Origin of the sequence: Streptomyces sp. NPDC050610 (assembly GCF_040654875.1) — a bacterium.
GTDB lineage: Bacteria > Actinomycetota > Actinomycetes > Streptomycetales > Streptomycetaceae > Streptomyces.
On sequence record NZ_JBFAIV010000013.1, the window covers coordinates 196,410 to 219,995 of the forward strand.

The 23,586-nt window shown below is 73.5% G+C and carries 17 protein-coding genes and 1 tRNA gene; 10 read left to right on the top strand and 8 right to left on the bottom strand.

All coding sequences use genetic code 11. The features are described 5' to 3' along the window. The first annotated feature begins 202 nt into the window (after window positions 1-202). The 7 genes from AB0I22_RS18550 to AB0I22_RS18580 all read left to right on the top strand — a co-directional run bounded on the left by AB0I22_RS18550 (window position 203) and on the right by AB0I22_RS18580 (window position 11,475). The gene (locus tag AB0I22_RS18550) at window positions 203-1,681 is read left to right on the top strand and encodes a hypothetical protein (RefSeq protein WP_363131855.1); all 1,479 of its coding nucleotides are present in this window, start codon (window positions 203-205) and stop codon (window positions 1,679-1,681) included. A 140-nt stretch (window positions 1,682-1,821) separates the two neighbouring features. Continuing rightward, window positions 1,822-2,778, top strand: coding sequence for a glutamate ABC transporter substrate-binding protein (locus tag AB0I22_RS18555; RefSeq protein ID WP_363131856.1), 957 nt, complete (start codon window positions 1,822-1,824; stop codon window positions 2,776-2,778). A 191-nt stretch (window positions 2,779-2,969) separates the two neighbouring features. Beyond that, on the top strand, window positions 2,970-4,265 hold the full coding sequence (locus AB0I22_RS18560; RefSeq protein WP_363131857.1) for a hypothetical protein: 1,296 nt from the start codon (window positions 2,970-2,972) through the stop codon (window positions 4,263-4,265). A 55-nt stretch (window positions 4,266-4,320) separates the two neighbouring features. After that, window positions 4,321-6,966: a tetratricopeptide repeat protein gene (locus AB0I22_RS18565; RefSeq protein WP_363131858.1), complete on the top strand. Its 2,646-nt coding sequence runs from the start codon at window positions 4,321-4,323 to the stop codon at window positions 6,964-6,966. A 3-nt stretch (window positions 6,967-6,969) separates the two neighbouring features. After that, window positions 6,970-8,367 carry a PP2C family serine/threonine-protein phosphatase gene (locus tag AB0I22_RS18570; RefSeq protein ID WP_363131859.1) on the top strand — a complete coding sequence of 466 codons (1,398 nt, stop codon included), beginning with the start codon at window positions 6,970-6,972 and terminating at the stop codon, window positions 8,365-8,367. A 122-nt stretch (window positions 8,368-8,489) separates the two neighbouring features. Beyond that, entirely contained in the window at window positions 8,490-9,875 is a 1,386-nt protein-coding gene (locus AB0I22_RS18575; protein WP_363131860.1) for a VWA domain-containing protein, read from the top strand. Between the two features lie 85 nt (window positions 9,876-9,960). Continuing rightward, window positions 9,961-11,475, top strand: a complete 1,515-nt coding sequence (locus AB0I22_RS18580) for an FHA domain-containing protein (protein ID WP_363131861.1) — start codon at window positions 9,961-9,963, stop codon at window positions 11,473-11,475. A 42-nt stretch (window positions 11,476-11,517) separates the two neighbouring features. Here AB0I22_RS18580 and AB0I22_RS18585 read toward each other — a convergent pair whose 3' ends face one another. Then, window positions 11,518-12,477, bottom strand: a complete 960-nt coding sequence (locus AB0I22_RS18585; protein ID WP_363131862.1) for a methyltransferase domain-containing protein — start codon at window positions 12,475-12,477, stop codon at window positions 11,518-11,520. Between the two features lie 143 nt (window positions 12,478-12,620). On the opposite strand from AB0I22_RS18585, the gene AB0I22_RS18590 reads away from it, so the two are divergent. Next, complete coding sequence (locus tag AB0I22_RS18590; protein ID WP_363131863.1) at window positions 12,621-13,025, top strand: globin; 405 nt, start codon at window positions 12,621-12,623, stop codon at window positions 13,023-13,025. Window positions 13,026-13,079: 54 nt separating this feature from the next. Here the strand turns inward: AB0I22_RS18590 and AB0I22_RS18595 are convergent, their stop codons facing one another. The 7 genes from AB0I22_RS18595 to AB0I22_RS18625 form a co-directional block, all read right to left on the bottom strand. After that, on the bottom strand, window positions 13,080-13,931 hold the full coding sequence (locus tag AB0I22_RS18595) for a hypothetical protein (RefSeq protein ID WP_363131864.1): 852 nt from the start codon (window positions 13,929-13,931) through the stop codon (window positions 13,080-13,082). Next, window positions 13,928-14,368 (bottom strand): thioesterase family protein, encoded by a 441-nt coding sequence (locus tag AB0I22_RS18600; protein ID WP_363131865.1) that lies wholly within the window; start codon window positions 14,366-14,368, stop codon window positions 13,928-13,930. Before AB0I22_RS18600 ends, AB0I22_RS18595 begins: the two co-directional genes overlap by 4 nt. A gap of 2 nt (window positions 14,369-14,370) precedes the next feature. Beyond that, entirely contained in the window at window positions 14,371-16,035 is a 1,665-nt protein-coding gene (gene ettA / locus AB0I22_RS18605; protein WP_363131866.1) for an energy-dependent translational throttle protein EttA, read from the bottom strand. A 156-nt stretch (window positions 16,036-16,191) separates the two neighbouring features. Then, the gene (locus tag AB0I22_RS18610) at window positions 16,192-17,649 is read right to left on the bottom strand and encodes a Cys-Gln thioester bond-forming surface protein (protein WP_363131867.1); all 1,458 of its coding nucleotides are present in this window, start codon (window positions 17,647-17,649) and stop codon (window positions 16,192-16,194) included. 265 nt (window positions 17,650-17,914) lie between these two features. After that, on the bottom strand, window positions 17,915-18,454 hold the full coding sequence (locus tag AB0I22_RS18615; RefSeq protein ID WP_363131868.1) for a single-stranded DNA-binding protein: 540 nt from the start codon (window positions 18,452-18,454) through the stop codon (window positions 17,915-17,917). A gap of 286 nt (window positions 18,455-18,740) precedes the next feature. Continuing rightward, entirely contained in the window at window positions 18,741-21,098 is a 2,358-nt protein-coding gene (locus tag AB0I22_RS18620) for a YfjP family GTPase (RefSeq protein ID WP_363131869.1), read from the bottom strand. A 6-nt stretch (window positions 21,099-21,104) separates the two neighbouring features. Beyond that, the gene (locus AB0I22_RS18625; protein ID WP_363131884.1) at window positions 21,105-22,760 is read right to left on the bottom strand and encodes a dynamin family protein; all 1,656 of its coding nucleotides are present in this window, start codon (window positions 22,758-22,760) and stop codon (window positions 21,105-21,107) included. 301 nt (window positions 22,761-23,061) lie between these two features. Between AB0I22_RS18625 and AB0I22_RS18630 the strand changes: the two genes are divergently transcribed. Together AB0I22_RS18630 and AB0I22_RS18635 are read left to right on the top strand one after the other, a co-directional pair. Continuing rightward, a tRNA-Arg gene (locus AB0I22_RS18630) sits at window positions 23,062-23,134 on the top strand. Window positions 23,135-23,236: 102 nt separating this feature from the next. Continuing rightward, a partial coding sequence (locus AB0I22_RS18635; protein ID WP_363131870.1) for a hypothetical protein occupies window positions 23,237-23,586 on the top strand: 350 nt, incomplete at its 3' end.

Sequence of the window (23,586 nt, forward strand, 5' to 3'; positions counted from 1 at the left end):
GGAACCGAACAAGCCCGTCGGGCGTGGAGAGAGGGGAAGAGCGCGGACATCGCGCCGCTCCCGAGGATCGCGATCAGAACAAGATCCAGCCAATACCCGTGTGGTTGTCAGTGGCTGTGGCCATACTGACTGGCCGGGTACTTCGTCGCCCGTCCCGCCGGGCGGGGCGGCGCCGGCCGCCAGTGACCGAGGGGGAGGTCTTGTGTCAAACCCGCCGACCGGGAGCGCGCGGCCGTCCGCGCCGACGGCTGAGCGCACGGCGCCTGCCGGGCCGCCGGGCCCGCGCACGGGCCCGCTCGCCCCGGCCTCCCCTGCCTCTCCGGCTTCTTCGGAGAACGCGCCCCGGCGCAAGGCATGGAGCGAGGGGCTCGACCGGGTGCGTACGGCGGCGACGACCGAGCCGGGCCGGCTGCGCGTCATCGGGGCCGTACTGGCCGTGCTCGTCCTCGCGTTCGGCGCGGTGACGGCCTGGCAGGTCACCGAGCGGGCGACCGCCGCGGGCTCCGTGAAGGACCGCAGCCAGCCGCTCAGCGCGAACGCGGCGGACATCTACCGCTCGCTGGCGGACGCCGACGCCACGGCGGCCGGCGGGTTCCTCGCGGGCGGCCAGGAGCCGCGCGAGGTCCGCCGCCGGTACGAGCGCGACATCGGCCACGCCTCCGACCTGCTGGTGAAGGCCGGGGCGAACACTTCCGGCTCGCGGGCCGCGCGCGACCAGATCACCAAGCTGAACCGTCAGCTCCCCTTCTACACGGGATACATAGAGTCCGCCCGGGCCAACAACCGGCAGGGCCTGCCGCTCGGCGGCGCCTATCTGCGGTACGCGAGCGAGACGATGCGCGGCGAACTGCTGCCCGCCGCCTCCAAGCTGTACGAGACGGAGACCGCCCGGCTGGACTCCGACTACGGGGACGCCAAGTCCTGGCCGTGGGCGGCGACCGGCGTCGGCCTGCTCGCCCTGGGCGCGCTCGGCTGGGCGCAGCGCCGCAACTACCGCCGTACGAACCGGGTGTTCAACCGGGGGCTGCTGGCCGCGACCGCCGCGTCCACGGTGGTGCTGCTGTGGCTGGTGGTCGGCCACTCCCTGGCCCGCTCGGGGCTCAACGAGTCCTCCACGCACGGCGCGCAGTCGCTCCACGTGCTCAACGAGGCGCGGATCGGCACGCTCCAGGCCCGCGGCGACGAGAACCTGACCCTGGTGGCCCGCGGGGCCGTGCTCACCCCGGGCGGCGACGACGCGTACGAGGTCAGCTACAAGGCGGGCATGCGCAGGCTCGTCGGCTCCGGCGCCGAGGGCGCGGCGGCCGCGGACAGCCTCCTCGACCGCGCCAAGGACCTGGCCGACGACCCGAAGGGCAGCGCCCCGGTGGCCCGGGCCCTCGACGGTGTACGGGAGTGGCAGCGGCGGCACGCGGACGCCCGCGCGAAGGACGACAGCGGGGACTACGACCACGCGCTGCCCAAGGTGATCGGCGCGAAGGACAGCACGGGCGAGTCCTTCGACCGGGTGGACGACGAGTTGGCGGCCGCCGTCCGGCACGAGCAGGACGAGTTCGACCGCGCGGCCGGCGACGGGCGCGGGGCGCTGGAGTGGATGGCGGCCGGCGCCGTCGTACTGGCCGTGCTCGGCGCGGCCGGCACGGTCCTCGGCATCGGCCGCAGGCTCTCGGAGTACCGGTGACAGGGGGCGTGGGCATGCGAGCGGGTGCGGCAGGCGAAGAGGGGCCCGGCGGCCCGCCGACGACGCGGAGGAAGCCGTCGTGCGTTCCGGGTCGGCCCCGTACAGCCGGTACGGGCTCCGGCCGTGCCCGCCGGGCGGCCGTGCTCGCCGCGGGCGCCCTGGCGGTGGCCGCCGCGCTCACGGCCTCCGTCCTGAGCGGCGCCCCGGGGGACGCGGCGAACGGGCAGCGGGCCCAGGCGCGTACAACCGGGGCCCATGCGGTCGGAGCCGCCGCCGACGCCCCGGCGCCGTGCGAGCACCCCGAGGCGAGCCTCAGCCCGTCGGACGGCGCCGGTCCGGCCGTGCAGCGGATCAAGGACCGCGGCCGACTGATCGCCGGCGTGGACCAGAACAGCTACCGCTGGGGGTACCGCGACCCGGCGACCGGCCGCCTCAGCGGCTTCGACATCGAGCTCGTACGGGCCATCGCCAAGGACATACTCGGCGACCCGGAGAAGGTCACCTGGCTCGCCATCCCCACCAACAAGCGCATCGACGTGCTGCGCGACAAGAAGGTGGACCTCGTCGCCCGCACCATGACGGTCAACTGCGAGCGCATCAAGCAGGTCGCCTTCTCCACCGCCTACTTCGAGGCCGGCCAGCAGGTGCTGGTGCCCGACGGATCGACGATCACCGCCTTCGACGACACGCTGAAGGGGAAGCGGGTGTGCACGGCCAAGGGGTCCACCGGCGAGTCGGAGCTCAAGAACGAGGCGCACGGCGCGGAGGTCCGCACCGTGCCGAACCAGCTCGACTGCCTGGTGCGGCTCCAGTTGGGCCAGGTCGACGCGGTGGTCACCGACAACGCGCTGGCCGCGGGCCAGGCGGCGCAGGACCCGTCGGTGAAACTGGTCGGCAAGCCGTTCACCACGGAGCCGTACGGGGTGGCGATGAACCTCGGGGACGAGGATCTGGTCCGCCGGGTCAACAAGGTGCTGGACGACTACCGGCGCGGGGGCGAGGGCAGCCAGTGGATGCTGGCGTACCGGAAGTGGCTCGCGAAGAGCCTCACCGGAATCAAGAACCCGGCGCCGCCCAAGCCCCTCTACAAGGACTAGACACCACCACGAGTGCCACACGGTCGCGAGGCCGCGAGGACCGGCTCCACCGGTACCCCACAGCCACGAGGACTGGACACGGCAAGGATCGGGCACAGCAGAAACGGACACGCGAACAACACCTGACTCAGCAGCCCAACGGGAATGAACCGGCGACGCGCGGCACCCGCCGCGGACAGGAGAGGTGATCGATGGCGGTCTCGGGACCTACCGGGCCGGCCCTGAGCCGTGAGGAGGCGGACCGCGCGCTGGCCAGGCTCGGCGCCGAACACGAGGCCGTCGAAACCTCCCTGCTCGCGCTCCAGGACCACGCCGGCCGCAGACTGCTCGAAGGCGCGGAGCTGACCGGCGGCACCAAGAGCCGGTGGGAGGCCACGGAGCCGCTCATCAACCTCCTGTGGACCTACTTCGACGCGTACACCGCGGCCCTGACCGGGGCCCGCGAGCTGCGCGCCCGCCGCCGCTGGCCCACCCAGAGCGAGCTGGCCGACCTCACCGAACTGCTGCGGGGCGCGTGCGTCACGCTGCCGGACACCGGCGCCCCGACCGGTTCGGCGCTGCTCAGCGAGCGGTTGAGCCTCCAGGAGCTCGTCGCCCGGATGAACGGCTGGTACGCCCGGGCCCTCGACGTCGTCGTCACCGCCGACGCCGTGTGGTCCGCGCTGCCCGCCCGGATAGACCTGCTCTCCGCCGAGCTGGGGCGCACCCGCTCGCTGGCCCACTCCGTGGGCGTACGCCCCGGCGAGCACCCGGCCGGCGACGACCTGGAGCGGATCACCCGCGAACTGACCGCGCTGCGCGCCGAGGTGATCTCCGATCCGCTCTCCTTCTGGTCCGGCGCGTCCCCGAGCGCCGCGCCCGGCGGCGGCCGGCCCGACACCGAGCGCTACGACCGGGCGGCCCGCGCCCTGGAGGACGTCCGGCGCGAGATCGAGGCCGTGCTGGCGGTGCGGCAGGACTCCGAGCAGCGGCTGATGCGCCTGCGCGACGTGCTCTCCCGCGCGGACCGCACCCTGACCGAGGCGCGGCAGGCGCGCGGCGAGGTCCTCGCGAAGATCGCCGCGTCCGTGGTGCCCGCGGTGACGGGGCCGTCCACGGCGCTGCACGAGCAGCTCGCGGCGGCGGCCGACTACCGCAGGCGCGCCCAGTGGCACCGGCTCTCGCCGCTGCTGGACACGCTGGAGCGGCGGGCCGAGGACGAGTTGCTGCGGGCCCGCGAGTCGCTGACGGCCGTCACCGCGCCGCTGGCCGTACGGGCCGAGCTGCGCGGCCGGCTCGACGCGTACAAGGCGAAGGCCGCGCGGCACGGGATGGCGGAGGACCCGCTGCTCGTGGAGCGCTATGACGCGGCCCGCCGGATGCTGTGGAGCGCGCCGTGTGATCTGCTGGCGGCGGAACAGGCCGTGCTCCGCTATCAGCGGGCCACGGCGGAAGTGCTGGTGCCGCAGCAGCCGGGCCACGCCGACCACAGGGGGGAGCCGTCGTGAGGGGACTCGGCGCGCGGATGAGCGCGGCGGCGGGCGAGCGGGGCGGAGGGCGGATATGAGCGCCTGTCAGCGGCCGGGCTGCGAGGGCTCGTACGAGGATGTCGGCGGCGGCGAGATGTACTGCGACACCTGCGGGCTCGCGCCCGTCGTCTCGCCCGACGGCATGGTGGGCTCACCGGCCACCGGCGTCGCGGCGGGCCGCAGATCCGGCAGGTCCAGCGGATCGGGCGGCTCCGGCAGATCAGGCGGGTCAGGCGGCTCCGGGAGCGGATCCGGCTCGGGCTCCGGCTCGGGATCGGACTCCCGGTCCTCCGGAACGTCCAGGTCCTCGACCTCCCGCCGCTCGGTCTCCGGGCGGCTCTCGCGCTCCCTGTCGGGGACGGCCACCGCCCGCTCGGTGTCGGTGCGCAGCTCGCAGTCGGCGTCCTCCGCGTCCGGCCGCAACAAGCTGGGCGCGGGCCTGGTGACCATGCCGGCGGTGCCGCGCCCCGACCCGCGGTCCGCGGTGCTGGAGAGGCCGGAGGTGCCGGAGCGCAAGCGGTTCTGCAGCAAGAGCGACTGCGGCGCGCCCGTGGGGCGTTCGCGGGGCGAGCGGCCGGGCCGTACGGAGGGGTTCTGCACCAAGTGCGGGCATCCGTACTCCTTCGTACCGAAGCTGCGGCCGGGCGACATCGTGCACGGCCAGTACGAGGTGGCGGGGTGCCTGGCGCACGGCGGCCTCGGCTGGATCTACCTGGCGATCGACCGCGCGGTGTCCGACCGCTGGGTGGTGCTCAAGGGCCTGCTCGACACCGGTGACGAGGACGCGCTGGCCGTTGCCCTCTCCGAGCGGCGCTTCCTCGCGGAGATCGAGCACTCCAACATCGTCCGCATCTACAACTTCGTGGAACACCTCGACCAGCGCACCGGCTCCCTCGACGGCTACATCGTCATGGAGTACGTGGGCGGCAAGTCGCTCAAGGAGATCGCCAACGAGCGGCGCGCGGCGGACGGCCGGCGCGACCCGCTGCCGGTCGGGCAGGCGTGCGCGTACGGCATCGAGGCGCTGGAGGCGCTGGGGCACCTGCACAGCCGCAACCTCCTGTACTGCGACTTCAAGGTCGACAACGCCATCCAGCAGGACGACCAGCTCAAGCTCATCGACATGGGCGCGGTCCGGCGGATGGACGACCAGGACAGCGCGATCTACGGCACGGTCGGCTACCAGGCCCCGGAGGTCGCGGAGACCGGCCCGTCCGTCGCCTCCGACCTGTACACGGTCGCGCGCACGCTGGCCGTCCTCACCTTCGACTTCCAGGGCTACACCAGCGTCTTCCTGGACGTGCTGCCCGACCCCGAGCACATCGAGGTCTTCTCCCGGTACGAGTCCTTCTACCGGCTGCTCGTACGGGCCACCGACCCCGATCCGGCGCGGCGGTTCGCCTCGGCCGAGGAGATGGCGGACCAGCTGACGGGGGTGCTGCGCGAGGTCGTGGCCCTCCAGACGGGGCAGCCGCGGCCCGCGCTGTCCACGCTGTTCGGGCCGGAACTGCGGGTCGTGGACACGCGGTTGTTCGCCGAGCAGGGCGGCGACGTCTCCGTGCTGGGTTCGCGGCCGGGCGCCCGGGCGGGGCGCAAGGCGGTGGCGGTGGCCGCGCCGCCGCTGCTGCCGGCCCAGCTGCCGCCGGCCGGCGCGCATCCGGGCGCCCCGGCCGCCTCGCACGCGACGTCCGTGACGATCCCGGAGGCCGGGGCGGCGCCGGAGCCGTCGTCCTCGGGTGCGCCGGCCGTCGCGCGGATCGACGCGCGCGCCACGGCGCTCGCCCTCCCCGTGCCGCACGTCGCGCCGGGCGATCCGAACGCGGGGTTCCTCGCCGGGCTGCTCGCCTCGCACCCCGCCGAGCTGCACGCGGCGCTCCAGGCCGCCCCCGGCGACTCCCCGGAGCTGCGGCTGCGGCGCGTACGGGCGCGGCTGGAGCTCGGCGAGGTGCGGGAGGCGGCCGAGGCGCTGGCCGAGCTGGAGGCGGCCCACCCGGACGACTGGCGGATCATCTGGTACCGCGGGCTGCTCGCGATGTCCGTCGGCGACAACGGGACGGCGGCGCTCTCCTTCGACGCCGTCTACGACGCGTTCCCGGGCGAGCCCGCGCCGAAGCTCGCGCTCGGGGTCTGCGCCGAGTTGCTGGGGCAGCTCGACAACGCGGCCGAGTACTACCACCTGGTGTGGGCGGCCGACCCGAGCTATGTCAGCGCCGCGTTCGGCCTGGCCCGCGTCCGGCTCGGCGCCGGGGACCGGACGGGCGCGGTGCGCGCGCTGGAGTCCGTACCGGAGTCGTCGATCCACTACACGGCGGCGCGCGTCGCGGCCGTACGGGCCCGGCTGCGGCAGCGCGCGGCGCGGGACCCGCTGCTGGAGGATCTGAGCGCCGCGGCGGGGCAGGTCGAGCGGCTGCGGGAGTTCGGGCTGGACGCGGTCCGCCGGGAGCAGCTCTCCACCGAGGTGCTGGGCAGCGCGCTGGACTGGGTGCTGTCCGGCCGGCCGGGCGCGCCGCCCGCCGAACGCGGCGCGCCGACGCTGCTCGGCTGCGGTGTGGACGAGCGCGGGCTACGGTTCGGGCTGGAACGCTCGTACCGAGTGCTCGCGCGCCTCGCCCAGCGCGGCGAGGAGAGGATCGAACTGGTGGAACGGGCCAACCGCTTCCGCCCAAGGACATGGGTGTGATCGATGTCGCAGATGCCGCAACTCCCGCAGCTGGCGGTGTGCCCGCAGTGCGCGGAACCGTTGGAGGCGGGTGACAATTTCTGCGGCGGGTGCGGTGCCGACCTGTCGGCCGGCGCTCCGGCGGCCGGAGCGCCCCCGGCCGCCCCGTCGAACGGCGCCGCCCACGGCGGCCAGGGCCCGGGCCCGTACGGACAGGGCTCGTACGGGCAGGATGCGTACGGGCAAGGCTCGTACGGGCAGGATGTGTACGCGCAGGCTCCGTCCGCGGGGGCCCCTTCCGCGCGGGCCTCGGAGGACTATCCGCTGGCGGCGCCCGCGGCCGACGCGAGCGCGGCCCCGGGGGGCGGCGCCGAGATCGGCCCCGCCGCGGCGAACGGCGACGCCGGCACCGGCCGGCCGCACGGACAAGCCGCCGCGGCCGGACCGGCCGGCGGCGGCATGAGCGACCCGAGGGAAGGCGTCATGGTCGGCGTTCCGCGTGGGCGCCGGTGCGGCGCGTGCCGCGCCGGGGTGATCGGCGAGGACGGTTACTGCGAGCGCTGCGGGCACTCCCAGCCGCGCGAACGGGACCACATGGAAGAGGAACTGGCGGATGTCGCCGCGGTCAGCGACCGGGGGCTGCGGCACCACCGCAACGAGGACGCGTTCGCGCTGTCCGCGGCGACCCTCGCGGACGGCGCCCCGGCCGTGGTGGCGGTCGTCTGCGACGGCGTGTCCTCGGCGACCCGGCCCGACGAGGCGTCGGCGGCGGCCTCCGTCGCCGCGCGCGCCGCGCTGACCGAGGCGCTGCCGCTGGGCGCCCACCCGCAGCAGGCCATGCACGACGCGCTGCTCGCCGCCGCCGAGTCGGTGGGGGCCCTCGCCGAGCCGGTGAACCAGCCGCGCGAGCACGACGAGCACCGCCACCAGAACGCCCCGGCCTGCACCATCGTGAGCGCGGTGGTCGGGGCCGGGGTGCTGACCGTCGGCTGGATCGGCGACAGCCGCGTGTACTGGGTGCCCGACGACCGCGCCACCCGTGCGGCCCGGCTCACCGAGGACGACTCCTGGGCCGAGCAGATGGTGGCGAACGGGCTGATGTCGCAGGCCGAGGCGTACGCGGACGACCGGGCGCACGCCATCACGGGCTGGCTGGGGGCGGACGCGTACGAACTGGAGCCGCACACGGCTTCCTTCACCCCGGACCGGCCGGGTGTAGTGGTGGTGTGCACCGACGGGCTGTGGAACTACGCCGAGTCCGCCGAGCAGATGGCCGCCGCGGTGCCGCTGGACGCCCGCGCCCGGCCGCTGCACAGCGCGCGGTTCCTGGTGGGCCACGCCTTGGACGGCGGGGGCCACGACAACGTAACAGTGGCGATCCTGCCGTTCCCCGGGCCGCCGCAGGGGGCAGGATCCGCCTGAGCCCTGAATCCGAGGGCTGACGGGGGGAAGTACGCGCCGGCGTCCGGGGGGACGACGCGACGCGTCCGTCCGCTCGCCTACTTTCTGTGTCTACGCAGGTGGAGAGCCGAGGAGCGGATCAGATGGCCACCTTCTCCAAATCGAACGTGCCGCAGTTCTCGGTCGAGGTCTATCAGAACGAGTACCTCCCCGAGGGCGGCCGCGAGGTGAACGCGATCGTCACGGTCACCGCCACGGGCGGCGGCACCACCGGCGGGATGGTGCCTTCTCCGCGGACGGGGACAGCCTCGGGAACGGGCTCGGGAACGGGCGACGGGGCGGCGGACCGGTCCCCGGACGCGGCCGTCGTGATCATGGTCGACTGCTCCGGTTCGATGGACTACCCGCCCGCCAAGATGCGCAACGCGCGCGACGCGACGGCCGCCGCGGTGGGGACAGTGCGCGACGGCGTCGCCTTCGCCGTCGTCGCTGGTACGCACCAGGCGAAGGAGGTCTACCCGGGCGGCGGCCGGCTCGCGGTGGCGAGCGCGGCGACCCGGGCGCAGGCCAAGGACGCGCTGCGCAAGCTCAGCGCGGGCGGCGGCACCGCGATCGGCACCTGGCTGCGGCTCGCGGACCGGCTGCTGGGCTCCGCCGACGTCGCGATCCGGCACGGCATCCTGCTCACCGACGGCCGCAACGAGCACGAGTCGCCGGAGGACCTGCGCAACTCCCTGGACGCGTGCGCGGGGCGGTTCACCTGCGACGCGCGTGGCGTCGGCACGGACTGGGAGGTCAAGGAGGTCACGGGGATAGCCTCGGCGCTGCTCGGCTCCGCCGACATCGTCGCCGATCCCGCCGAACTCGCCGCGGACTTCACGCGGATGATGGAGGCGGCGATGGGCAAGGAGGTCGGGGACGTCAACCTCCGGCTGTGGACGCCGCAGGGCGCCGAGATCGTCTTCGTCAAGCAAGTCGCGCCCACCGTCGAGGAGCTGACGGGGCGGCGTACGGAGTCGGGCCCGCGCTCGGGCGACTACCCGACGGGTTCGTGGGGCGACGAGTCCCGCGACTACCACGTCTGCGTGCGGGTGCCGGACGCCGGCGTCGGCCAGGAGATGCTGGCGGCGCGCGTCTCGCTGGTACTGCCCGAGGGCGCCGACGGCGGCGGCCCGCGGCCGCTCTCGCAGGGGCTGGTACGCGCCGTGTGGACGGACGACCTGGCCGCCTCGACCTCGATCAACCCGCAGGTCGCGCACTACACCGGCCAGGCCGAGCTGGCCCAGGTCATCCAGCAGGGGCTGCACCTGCGCAAGTCCGGGGACATCGACGGAGCGACGGCGAAACTGGGCCGCGCCGTACAGTTGGCGGGCGCTTCGGGGAACGAGGGAACGGCGAAATTGCTTGCGAAGGTGGTGGACGTCGTCGACGCGGCGACGGGTACTGTGCGACTGAAGGCGAAGGTCACGGAGGAGGCGGAGATGACGCTGGAAACCCGCTCCACCAAAACGGTTCGCGTCAAGAAGTAGCGCTGTAGCGGTCGTCGGCGAGCTCCCCGGCGAAACCGCCAGTACGGAACGGCAACAAACGGCACAAGAGGGGGAATCAACCGACATGCCGACCTGCCCGAACGGTCACCAGTCGGCGGCCGAGGACTGGTGCGAGGTGTGCGGCCACCGGATGTCGGGAACACCGATGCCCGAAGGCGCCGCCCCGCCGCCACCGCCCCTGCCCGGCACCCCGCCCCCGCCGGGCTCCCAGCCGCCGCTTCCCGGTACACCGCCGTCCGCCCCCGGCTCCCACGGCTCGCCCGGCGGCGGGTACGGCTACCCCGGTCAGCCGCCCGCGGGCGGACCGGACGCCGCCGGCCAGGGCGAGCTGTGCCCGCGGTGCGGTACGCCCCGCGAACCGCAGGCGCCGTTCTGCGAGGAGTGCCGCTACAACTTCCTGACGCACACGCCGTCCTCGCACACGCCCGCCTCGTACGCGCCGCCGCCGACGCCGGGCTTCCAGTCGGCCCCGCCGCCGGTGCCGCCGACGCCGTACCAGACGCAGCCGCCGCAGAGTTACGAGTACCACGGCTCGCGCCCCTCCCAGATCAACCGCTCGGCCGAACCGCTGCACCCCGAGCCCGAATCGGAGCGACAGAGTCCGCCGCCCGCCCCCGCGTTCGGCGGAGGCGGAGGCGGTGGCGGAGGCGGTGGCGATGACTGGGTGCTGCCCCCGCCGATCGCGTCGGCGCCGGAGGCCCCGCAACCCTCCGCCGGCGACGACTTCCCGAACGCGAACGCGCAGGCCCCCGCCGCCGGCCCGCCCCGGCCGCCGTACGAGGCTCCGCCGGGGGCTCCGTACGAGCCGCAGCCGTTCCCGGGACAGCCGACGGGCCGGCCGGCCGGTCAGCCGGCTGGCCAGCCCACCGGCCAGCCCGCCGGCCGGCCGTTCGATCCGGACTTCGCGCCGGAGAGCGGCGGCTACCGGGGCGGCTCGGCCCCGCTCGCCCCGCCGCAGCCGCCGCCCGGCTCCGATCCGTACCGGCCCGATCCGTACGGCTCCGACCCGTACGGGTCCGGTCAGCCGGTACCGGCGCAGCCTGGGGCCCCGCAGCCCGCCCCTGGCCCGTACGGCTCCGATTCGTACGGCTCCGATCCGTACGGCCACAGCGCGCACGAACAGAGCGGGTACGAGCAGAGCGGGTACGAGCAGCAGGGCGCACCCGGCGCGACGGACAGCTGGGTCGCCGTCATCGCGCCGGACCGCGAGTACTTCATGGCGATGATGAACCGCAGCGGCCCCGAGGCCGGCGGGCTCAACTTGCCCGCGTACTCCCCCGAGCAGCGACTCCCGCTCAGCGGCCACCAGGTCACCATCGGCCGCCGCCGCCACAGCACCGGCGAGTCCCCCGACATCGACCTGGCCCGGCCGCCCGAGGACCCGGGCGTCTCCCACCAGCACGCCATGCTCGTGCACCAGTCGAACGGCAGCTGGGCGGTGGTCGACCAGGGCTCGACGAACGGCACCACCCTCAACGGCGCCGAGGACCCGATCAAGCCGTACGTCCCGGTGCAGCTCCGGGAGGGCGACCGGGTGCACGTGGGGGCCTGGACGACGATCACGGTGCGCCGGGGCTGAGAGCCCGGCCCCGGCGGGGCCGGGTTCCGCGACCCTCACGCCTCAACCGGTCGGCGTCAGCGGCCAGTTGTACGGGCCGTCCGGATCGTCCAGCCAGGCCCACTGCCGCGCGCCGCGCACGGTCACGCCGAAGCGCTCGCGCCCCGGTTCGCCGGTGTCCCGCCACACTCCCAGGGCCTCGACGGGGTCGAGCCGGCCCGCGGTGAGGGCGAGCAGGAACCGGAAATCGTCGTTCCGCGGCAGCCGGCGCGGCAGGCCGTCCCCGCGGACCGGCGGGGCCGCGCCGCCGCCGCGCAGCGGCACGAAGTAGGCCGGGGTGGCCAGGAAGGACCCGGCGGCGTGCTCGGCGTCGAGGACGCGCAGCGCGATCAGCCCGGTGGCGAGCGGGGCGAGCACAAGGGCGTCGGGGCGGCACTGGGCCGGCCACGCGGGCGGTACGTACGTCAGGGCGCAGGTGGCCATGATCCGGTCGAACGGGGCGCGCGCGGGGCAGCCGCGCGCGCCGTCCCCGGTGACGACGGCCGGGCGGCAGCCCGCCGCCGCCAGGTGGTTCCGGGCGGTCTCGGTGATCTCCGGGTCGAGGTCGACGGTCGTGACGTTGCGGTCCCCGAGCCGGTGGGCGAGCAGGGCCGCGTTGTAGCCGGTGCCCGCCCCGATCTCCAGGACGGTGTGCCCGTCGCGTACGTCCAGGTACTCCAGCATCCGGGCCATCAGCGAGGGCTGGCTGCTGGAGGAGACCAGTTCGCCGTCGCGAAGCCGGGTGGCGAGCGGCGCGTCCGTATAGGCCTCGGTGAGCCAGCGCTCCCGCCGCGACGGATCGGGGTCCTCGCCCCACAGCCGTTCGTACCCGCCGACGACGCCCAGGTAGAAGTACGGCACGAACAGGTGGCGCGGGACCTCCTCGAACGCGGCCCGCCACCGGGGATCGGCCAGCGCGCCGCCCGCCAGCAGCTCGCGCACGAGGCCGGCGCGCAGGTCCGTACTCCGGTCCGTACCGCCCATGTGTCCACTGTGCGACGCGGCTCGCGCTCACGCGACCACTGGACGCGAACCGCTCGTCCCACGGCTTCTCTCGGCCTCGCGTCGTTTCGCACAGGAGTCCTAGATCGCCGGTCCTCGGCCGCGGCGTCTGAGACCATGAAGAGGTGAACAAGATTCCGCGCGGCACGCTTCAGGAGCAGACCTTCTACGAGCAGGTCGGCGGCGAGGAGACCTTCCGGCGCCTGGTGCACTACTTCTACCAGGGGGTCGCCGAGGACCCGCTGCTCCGGCCGATGTACCCGGAGGAGGATCTCGGACCGGCCGAGGAGCGCTTCGCGCTGTTCCTCATGCAGTACTGGGGCGGCCCTCGCACGTACAGCGACAACCGAGGCCATCCGCGGCTGCGTATGCGGCACGCGCCGTTCACCGTGGACCGCGCCGCGCATGACGCGTGGCTGGGCCACATGCGCGCGGCCGTCGACCGGCTCGGCCTCGCCGAGGAGCATGAGACGCAGCTGTGGGACTACCTCACGTACGCCGCCGCATCCATGATCAACTCTGAGGGCTGACAAGGGCCGACGCGGCCTCCGGTCCCTGCCCGGGCCTGCCGTCCCCGCCGGGTCTCAGGCGGGGGTGACGGTGAGGCCCGCGAGCCCGCTCGCGGCGCCGCCCGTGCGGAGCGCCACCGAGCCGTAAGGGGTCCGCAGCCGCAGCCAGCCGCCCGCGGCGAACAGCGTCAGAGGCTCGTCCACGACGGCTGTCGCCCCGCTACGGGCCCTGCTGACGGACGTACGGGGCGTGGGCAGGCCCGCTGGTGCGGGCCGTTCGGGCTCCCCCGGCCGTACGGGCTCGCCCGCGGGCTCCGCGGGCCGCAGGAAGCCCAGCGACTGCGCGGCGTGCACGGCGCGCAGCGGCAGCCCCGTCCCGCCGAGGGTCCGCGACCAGATCTCGCGGCCGATGCGGTCGCGCTCGGCGCGCGTGCGCAGCTCCTGCGGGAGCGCCTCGTCGCGCGCGCGGAACTCGGCGACGGCGGCGGCGACGGCCGCCCGCACCTCGTCCGTGCCCGGCAGCCCCTCGACGCGCCGCCAGCCGCCGCGCGGCGGCAGCACCCCGGCCCACGGCGGGCCGGTGACGGCCTCGGGCACGTCGACGTCCGCGGCCTCGGGTACGTCGCCGTCCGCCGCCGTGGCGGCGTCCAGCGCGTCCGCGAGCTGCCCCGCCGAGACGGTGCGGTCCAGCGGCCCGCCCGCGGGCCCCGGCGCGGGGGCGGGCGCGAGCCGGGCCGTGCGAATGGCGAGCACCTCGAAGGACGGCGGGCGGCCGAAGACCGCGAGGGCCCCGCCGTCCGGTCCGCCGCCCGCCTGGAGGCGCACAGCGGCCGCCCGGTCGTAGTGGATCAGCCTGGCCAGGAAGGCGGCCAGGTCGGCCGCCTCCCCGGCGTCGGCGAACCGCAGCCGCTGCTCGGGCGCCGTCATGCCGCGACGGCCTCCCCCGGTGCCTCGCCCGGCTGGTCCTGGTACGCCTCCAGGAACGCCTTCTCCTCCGCGGTGATCCGCCGCGGCCTGCCCGCTTCCAGGTCGTAGGGGACGACGACGGTCGAGGCCCGTACGTACACCTCGTCGTCGTCCTTGACCTCGTACGCGACGGTCATGGAAGCCGCGGTTATCTTCGTCACCCACGTCTCGACGGTCACCGGGGCATGCCGGTGCACCAGCGGGCGCAGGTAGTTGATCTCGTGCCGGGCCACGACGGAACCGCCTGTGAACGAGGCGCTCCCCTCCCCCGGCGCGAGCCGCCACATGAAGTCGATCCGCGCCTCTTCCAGATAGCGGACGAAGACGGCGTTGTTCACATGGCCGAAGGCGTCCATGTCGGACCAGCGCATGGGGCAGGAGTAGAGATGGCGCGCCACGGTCAGCCCCGGGTCAGCTTCTTGTAGGTGGCGCGGTGCGGGCGAGCCGCGTCGGCGCCGAGCCGGTCGATCTTGTTCTTCTCGTACGACTCGAAGTTGCCCTCGAACCAGTACCACTTGGACTCGCCCTCGTAGGCGAGGATGTGGGTGGCGACCCGGTCGAGGAACCAGCGGTCGTGGGAGATGACCACCGCGGCGCCGGGGAACTCCAGCAGCGCGTTCTCCAGCGAGGAGAGGGTCTCGACGTCGAGGTCGTTCGTCGGCTCGTCGAGGAGCAGCAGGTTGCCGCCCTCCTTGAGGGTGAGCGCCAGGTTGAGGCGGTTGCGCTCGCCGCCGGAGAGGACGCCCGCGGGCTTCTGCTGGTCCGGACCCTTGAAGCCGAAGGCGCTGACGTACGCGCGGGAGGGCATCTCGACCTGGCCGACGTTGATGTAGTCGAGCTCGTCGGAGACGACGGCCCACAGCGTCTTCTTGGGGTCGATGTTGGCGCGGCTCTGGTCGACGTAGCTGACCTTGACGGTGTCGCCGATCTTGATCGTGCCGGAGTCCGGGGTCTCCAGGCCCTGGAGCATCTTGAACAGCGTGGTCTTGCCGGCGCCGTTCGGGCCGATGATGCCCACGATGCCGTTGCGCGGCAGCGTGAAGGACAGGTCGTCGATGAGGACCTTGTCGCCGAACGCCTTCGAGAGGTTGCTGACCTCGACGACGACGGAGCCCAGGCGCGGGCCCGGCGGAATCTGGATCTCCTCGAAGTCCAGCTTCCGCATCTTGTCGGCCTCGGCCGCCATCTCCTCGTAGCGGGCCAGGCGCGCCTTGGACTTGGCCTGCCGCCCCTTGGCGTTGGAGCGGACCCACTCCAGCTCTTCCTTGAGCCGCTTGGCGCGCTTGGCGTCCTTCTGGCCCTCGACCTTCAGACGGGTCTGCTTGGTCTCCAGGTACGTGGAGTAGTTGCCCTCGTAGCCGATCGCGCGGCCGCGGTCGAGCTCCAGGATCCAGCCGGCGACGTGGTCGAGAAAGTACCGGTCGTGGGTGACGGCGACGACGGTGCCGGGGTACTTCGCGAGGTGCTGCTCCAGCCACTGCACGGACTCGGCGTCCAGGTGGTTGGTGGGCTCGTCGAGGAGCAGCAGATCGGGCGCCTCAAGGAGCAGCTTGCAGAGCGCGACGCGGCGCTTCTCACCGCCGGAGAGGTTGGTGACGGGCCAGTCGCCGGGCGGGCAGCCGAGGGCGTCCATGGCCTGTTCGAGCTGGGTGTCGAGGTCCCAGGCGTTGGCGTGGTCGAGCTGCTCCTGGAGCTTGCCCATCTCGTCGAGCAGATCGTCGGAGTAGTCGGTCGCCATCAGCTCGGCGACCTCGTTGAACCGCCTGAGCTTGGCCATGGTGTCGGCCGCGCCGTCCTGGACGTTCTCCAGCACGGTCTTGGACTCGTCCAGCGGCGGCTCCTGGAGGAGCATGCCCACGGTGTAGCCGGGCGAGAGGAACGCGTCGCCGTTGGAGGGCTGCTCCAACCCCGCCATGATCTTGAGGACGGTGGACTTACCGGCGCCGTTGGGGCCGACCACACCGATCTTCGCACCGGGCAGGAAGCTCAGCGTCACGTCATCGAGGATGACCTTGTCGCCGTGCGCCTTGCGCGTCTTGCGCATCGTGTAGATGTACTCAGCCAAGAGAAACCGTCCGGCAATCGATGAGCGGGCAGAGATACACACCATCTTGCCGTACGGCCGCCCTCGGGCGGAAACCAGTAACGGCGCCGCGGCCCCGGAGCGCCTTGACGCTCCGGGGCCGCGGTGTTCAGCCGTGTTCAGAGGGTGACGATCGGCTTACTGGCCGGCCGCGCCCGCCTTCTTCTTGCGGAGCAGGAACACCGCTCCGCCGCCGACCACGACCAGGCCGGCCGCGACGCTCGCGATCACCGGGGTGGCACTGCTGCTGCCGGTCTCGGCGAGGTCACCGCCGCTCGTGGTGCTGGAGCCGCCGGTGGAGGAGGTGGAACCGGAACCGGTGGAACCGCCGGCCGACGCCGGGCTCGGGTGCGAGGACGGGGCAGGGGTGTGGCTGCCGCCGCCGGTCGACCCGGTGCCCGAGGTCTGGCAGTCCAGGACGCCGGAGAACGTCTTGGAGAAGCCGTTCGGGCCGTTGATCGTGAACTTGTACGCCTGGTCCTCGGCCACCTTCACGAAGGCGGTCTCGGACTTGCCGGGCTGCACGGTGTACTTCTTGCCGCCCAGGGTGAAGGTGAACGCCTCGTCGCCCTGGTTGGTCGCCGTGACGTTCACGCCGCCCTTGACGCAGTCCTTCTTGGCGGTGACCGCCGGTATGGCGCCCTTCTTCGCCCAGTTCGCGGTGGCCGGGGCGGAGACGTTGCTCGCGGTGGAACCGGCCAGGATCTGGGTCTGGCTCTTGGCGTACTTGCCGATGCCGGTGAAGGCGCGCCCGATCGGCACCTGGGTGGTGGCCGTGGCGGTCAGCGACGTGGAGCCGTCGGCGGTGCCGGCCGGCACGTCGAAGAACAGCTGGCTGCCGTTGACGGCGCCGGTGATGGGCTTGCCGGTCTTGTCGACGACCTTGACGCCCTTGGTGGCGGCGTCACCCGCCGCGGCCACGGTCACGTTCTTCGCGTTGGTGTGCACCGTGATCGGGCCGAGCTTCTGGCCCGACTTGCCGGAGACCGCGTTCGGCGTGAGGGTGAGGGACGGCTTGGGCTCCTCGACCTTCTCGGCGTTCTTGGTGAGGTAGTCCGCCAGCTTCTCGGCGCTCTTGTCCTTCGCGTCGACCTTCACGTGGTCCGAGTAGCGCCAGATCGCCACCTGGGTGCCGGCGGCGGCCTGGTCCTCGGTGAGCGAGTCCACGCCGGAGCTCTTGGCGAGCTTGGTGAGGTCGTTCACGTGCGGGTAGGAGTGCTCCAGAATCCAGAGGATCTTGCCCGCATCCTGGTTGTTGTGGAGCGAGGACTGCTCCCAGTCGGTCTCCTTGTACTGCGCTCCGCTCTGTGTCGGGTTGTGGATGTCGATGCAGTACGACTGAAAGTCGCCGCCTTCGCTCACCTTCATGCGGAAGAGGCCGGCCTCAATGCCCCAGCTCTCACCCTTGTCATGCACGACCGCCTTGCCGGAGGTCGTCAGCCCGCCGAGTGTGGCGGTGGCACCGCCACCCTGGTTCTGGGGCACCTCGTCCGCGACGGCCGGACCGGCCGCGGCCATCGCACCCGCCGCGACCAGGCCGGACGCCAGGGTCGCGGCAGCAAGACGGGCGGGAACCCGCCTTTTTACAGAAATCATGGATTTCCCCTCCGGGCGAGCGCAGATCAATTGGTTGCGCCTCGCCAGCGAACTCAAAACTCAGGAGCCCCCGTTGGTACGAAACGGAATCCTAGGGATAGAGCGCACCTTGGTCCCCACTCATACCTTCGTATAACCGATCCGAATCGGAATCGTTATCAGCGAAGACCCCTGCGACCTGGGATTATCGACAAATCCACGGGGCAAATCCCCCATTTCAGACGGATGTTGACCTACCCTCAGCGCCCGTCGCGATGGACCCCACCTACCAATTGAGGCCATTCGCATGCATGGCCATTTCCGGCATCTCACCCGGAATCGCTCCCGTCATTTCCGCTGATCGGGCGTCAGCGACCCCGCCCGCGACCGCAACCGAGGCCGCGCTCGGAACTGCTGGTTCCGTATCGCCCGGCGGACCATTTCGTTCAACTCGCAATGGTTTCGCGGGTGCTACGCGCCGGAACGCCGAGGTGCCGCGCGCGAGGTCGTGTCCGATGGCCACGGCCTCGATGTCCGCCGAAAGCCATCGCTTGCCGTCGCGATCCCCCTGCTGGATACGCAACTTCCCCTGGACCACGACCGGTTCCCCCACCGAAACCGATGCCACCACATTCGACGCGAGCGACCGCCACGCCCACACCGTGTAGAAACTCGTGGAACCGTCGACCCACTCGCCGCGCCCCCGGTCGAAGCGCCGCACCGTGGAGGCCAGCCGGAACCGCGACACCGCCGCCCCCGTCGCCGCCTGCTTGAAGTCCGGCGCCGTGGCCACATTTCCCACGACCGTCACCAGTGCTTCATTCATCCCGACCGCCCCCGTTGGCTCCTCGTATCTCGTGCATTCATGCTGCCCGCACTCGCGAAATCCCGCTGAGGCCTGTGGACGAAGAGGCCGATTGTGAACAACTCGCTCACTCACAGGGGCCACAGAGGCGTCACGGGCCGCAAAAACAGCAGAGGTGCCTAGTGCACGGGGATACGGACGGGACGGGCAGGATGGGCGAGACGAGCGGGATGGACAGGGCGGACGGGACGGGCGATACGGGTGGGGCAGGCGGAACGGGCGCACAGACCACACGAGGGAACAGCCCTCACACGCCGCCCACAGCCGTCCCCGGACCCGCCGCGATGACGTACTGCTCCCGCACCTCCCGATAGCGCAGCAGCTCGGCGGCGACCGGCTCCAGCACCCGCGCCCGTCCGCACCCGGCGGCCGCGTTCCGCAGGCGCCGTTCGGCGTCCAGCCCGTACCCCCGTGCCGGGCCCCGCGCCGCGACCCGGCAGCCGGCCGCCAGTACGGGCCCGCCGAGTCCACCACCCGTCAGAACCGCTGCGGGCACCCACCATTCGCCGCCGATCCAGCCCACGACCGCCCCGAGCAGCCAGAGCGCACCGACCACGTGAAGGCCGAACAGCACCCATTGCCCAGCGGCGGCCACAGCCCACCACCCCGGCCGCACGGACGGCCTCGCCCCGCCGTCGGCCGGGCCCCGGCCCGTACGAACGGCGGCACCGCCCTTGACCCCACCAGCGTCTTCGGCGTTCCCCTCACCTCTGGCGCTTTCAGCTCTCTTGGCCTCCGCAGCGCCTCTGGCACGGCCTGCCGCTCCCACCTCGTCCAGCGCCTCCGCCAGCCCTTCGGCGCCGCGCCCGGCCGCCTCGCGCACGGCCTGTGCCCAGGGAGCGGGCAGCCCCTCGGCCGCCCCGTGCACCAAGGTCCGTACGGCCTGCTCGACCATGGGCCGCGACGCCGTGCGCGACGGCTGTCCGGCGGGGCGCGGCACATGCGTCCTCGGCCCCGCCGTGGGCCGGGACGCGCCTCCGGCGCCGACTCGGCCGCCCCGCGGCTCGCCGCCCGACCGATTCCGCCGGCGCCCGCCGATGCCGCCGGTCCGGTGGCCCTCGGCGGAACCGCCGACATCGCTGGCGCTGCCGACTCCGCCGACGCCACCGGCCGTACAGCCCCCGGCGCCCGCCTGGGCCGCCGCCTGCCGACGCCCGTACCGGCGGCGGGCCCGCGCCCACGGTGTCCCGCAGGCCCGCCCGGCGGCGCGCAGCCAGGCCCGTTCCGCGGCCTGCCCGGCCGCCGCCGCGCCCACCGCCTCGGCCAGCCGCTCCTCGAACTCCGCGCGCGCCGCCTCCGTGAGCCCCGCACGCCCCTGCGCGACGTACGCGGACCGCAGGCGCTCCGCCGCGCCGTCCACGTCCGCGGCCAGCCGCCGCTCGGCGGCGCCGCGCACGGCGGCGAACTGCCCCAGCAGCTCGCGCAGCTCGCCGACGCCTTCCCCCGTGAGCGCGGACAGCGCCAGTACGGCCGCGCCCGGGTCGCCGTGCTCGCCGAGCGCCAGCCCGTCCTCGTCCAGCAGCCGCCGCAGGTCGTCCAGCACGTGGTCGGCGGCGTCCCCGGGCAGCCGGTCCACCTGGTTGAGGACGACGAACGTCACCTCGGCGTAGCCGGCCAGCGGCCGCAGATAGCGCTCGTGCAGCACCGCGTCCGCGTACTTCTCCGGGTCGACCACCCAGATCACCGCGTCCACCAGCCCCAGCAGCCGGTCCACCTGTTCGCGGTGGTCCGAGGCGGCCGAATCGTGGTCGGGCAGGTCGACGAGCACGAGCCCGCGCATCTCCGGGTCGTACGGCCGCGGCGGCCGCAACCGCGCCTCGGCCGGGATGCGGAGCCGGTCCAGGAGCCCGCCCGCGTGGTCGGTCCAGGCGCACGCCAGGGGCGCGCAGGTGGTGGGCCGGCGCACCCCCGCCTCGGAGAGCCGGGCGCCGGCGAGGCAGTTGAAGAGCGTCGACTTTCCGCTGCCGGTGGCTCCGGCCAGGGCCACCACCGTGTGGTCCAGGGAGTGCCGCTGCCGCGCGGCGGCCTCCTCCAGGACCCGGCCGGCCTCGGCCAGGGTCCGCCGGTCCAGTCGCGTCCGGGACAGCCCGACGAGTTCGCGCAGTGCGTCGAGGCGGGGCCGTAGGGCACCGAAATCGGTCCTGGCGACGGGGAACGCGGGGGCAGTCGGCCGGGGTGCGCCGGAGGCGTGCGGCGCGATGCCGCGCGCGTCTGCCCCGTCCCCATAAACCGCGTAATCCCCGTAGCCCTCGTGGCCCCCGTAGTCCGCCGTGTACTCCTTGTGCTCCCAGCCCTGGACGCCCGGCGGTGCGGAATCCGCCCCCGCGCCGCGCCCGGCTCGCTGCCGCGCGCCATCGCCCGTAGCGCTGGGGGCCTGCGCGCCGGGTCCCTGTGCGCGGCGCGCGATCAGCCCGTCGTCCCAAGAGGCCCGACGCATCACGAGCGGCGGCACGAGGGGGACTGGGGAGGCTGTGCCGGATTCAGGGGCGAGGCCGAAACCGTCGCCGCCAGGGGCAAGGCTGAAACCGTCGCCTTCAGGGGCGAGGCCGAAGCCGTCGCCGCCGTTGTCGTCATCGGCGGCGGGCCGGGGCGGGTTCGCGGTCACCGGGGGTCACCTCTCCTTCTGCAGTACGGACAGGGCGGCGATCAGCTCGGACTGGTGCTCCGGCGCGACGGCGAGCGCGTCGAGGGGCGCGAGCCGCAGGTCCCGTTCCGTGTCGAGGACGCGTGCGAGGCAGTCGGCGAGCAGTTCGCCGCCGCGGTCGCGCAGCCGCAGGGCGCCCTGCGCGCCCAGCGTCTCGGCGAGCGTCTCGCCGGCCGTACGGGCACGACGGCCCCCCAGGAGCGCGGCGGCGAGCAGGGCGGCGACCTGTTCAGGGTCGGCGGCGACCGGCCGCTCGGCGGCTCGTACCTCTTCCTCCGCGGCCTCCTCCACGCACCGCCGCCAGCGCCGGACGGCGACGCCGACGCGGTCCGCGGCGCCGCGCGGGTCGCGGGGCGCGAGCGCGGAGGAGGCCGCGGCTGCCCCCTTGGGGAGCGCTCCGGCCTCCTCCACGTGCTCGTCGGCGGCGGCGGTGGAACAGCACAGGAGCGCGGCCAGGGACTCGGTGAGAGCGGCGAGGAGCTCTCCAGGGGTGCTGTCCCGGGGGTGGCTGTGCCAGTGGGTCAGCGCGTCGCCCGCGAGCGTCTCGCCGGCCGCGATCTCCCGCCGCACGCGTTCGCCGGCCGCCTCGTACGCCCCCTCGACGCGTTGCATCAGCCGCACGGCGGCCGCGTGCTGGGCGGCTGAGGCTCCGGCGAGGGCGGGCATCCGGGACCGCAACGAGGCGACGACTCCGGCGGCGGTACGGGCCGCGGCTGCCGTACGGGCCTCGGGGTCCTGGGCGCGGTGGGTGAGCCAGGCGCGCAGCGCGGCGACGGCGGTGGCGGGCAGGAGCCCGCTGCCGCCGCCCGCGGACTCGGGGAGTTCGGGGATGGTGAAGCGGGGGACGGAGCCGAGCCCGGCGGCGGACAGCATCGAGGCGTACTGCCGCGACACGTCGGCCGCGACCTGGTGGGGCACCCGATCCAGGACGGTGACGAGCGTCACGTCGTACTCCTTGGCGGTGCGCAGCAGGTGCCAGGGCACGGCGTCGGCGTACCGGGAGGCGGTGGTGACGAGCACCCAGACGTCGGCGGCGCAGATCAGCTCGGCGGCGAGCTCGCGGTTGCGGGTGACGAGGGAGTCGATGTCGGGGGCGTCGAGGAGGGCGAGGCCGCGGGGCAGGGCGTCATCGGCCTCGATGCGCAGGGCAGGCGGCGCGCCGTCCTCCTCGTACGCACCCTCGCCGCCCTCTTCCGGCCCCGGCTCCCGCCTCCGCCCCTCCCCGCGCGCGTAGGAGGCCGCCGTGTCCTGTGCGGGCATCCAGACCCGGCTCAGCTGCGGCAGGACCCGCAGCCCCGCGAACCAGTGGTGGTCGTCGGGGTGGCACACCAGTACGGGCGTACGCGTGGTCGGCCGCAACACTCCCGCCGCCGTGACCCGCCGCCCGACGAGCGAGTTGACGAGAGTGGACTTCCCGGCCCCCGTGGAGCCCCCGACGACGGCGAGCAGCGGCGCTTCGGGGGCCCGCAGCCGGGGCACCAGGTAGTCGTCGAGCTGCGCCAACAGCTCGACACGGCTGAGGCGCGCGCGGGCGGCGCCGGGAAGGGGGAGCGGGAAGCGTGCGGCGTCTACACGGTCACGCAGTGCGGACAGCGCGTCGAGCAGTCGGGGCCGTACGTCCAAGGTCGCCACATGTGCAGAATGCCCAATTTCGTTGGGTTTTTGAAGCGTATGGCCATCGGTGCGCGAGGCGTGGCGAGTGGGGCTCAGGCATAACGAGTACACAACACCCGCCGCCTGAGGCGTGAAAAACGATGCAGAATTCGTACCTGCCTGCGATTATCGGGACCGCTTCACCGAACCTCCACAACGTGTCACGGAGGTGAAGCAACCGGGACGAGGTGCACGAAGCCCTATCCTTGTCCCCGGCAAGGTCACGGCACCACCGAGCCCGGGGCTTCAGCTGTACGAGACCGTCACACCGGCCCCCGTAGCTCAGTGGATAGAGCAGGCGCCTTCTAAGCGCTTGGCCGCAGGTTCGAGTCCTGCCGGGGGCGCTCCAAACATGGCTGGTCAATGCCCGTACGGGCGGCCAGCGGGGCGACCGTACGTGTCGTCAGCTCCGCCAGATCGGTGGCGGTCGCGGCCGGGATGGTCACTTGGATCTGGATCTCGCGCCGGGGGCGTGTGTAGCGGACTTCCAGCCGGTAGGCGTCGTAGAGCTGTCGCTGGGCTTCTTCGGGGAGGGCGCTCAGCCGGGTGCCGAGCTGGGGCAGCAGGGTGATCAGCGCCGCATTCCGGTCCGATGTACCGGCGGCGGCCCTCTGCTGGCACTCGTGCAGTTCCGCGTCGAGTGCGCGGCGTTCCCGGTCGAGCCGGTCGTAGCGGTCGCGGATGCCGCGCCGGAACGTCTTAGGGCGTGCAGATCTTTAACTCGTGGCTTTCCGCTCGGTGGTTCGTTGGTCTGGCGTGAGCGGGTTGGAAAGTCAGCGGGCTGTGCTGGCAGCCA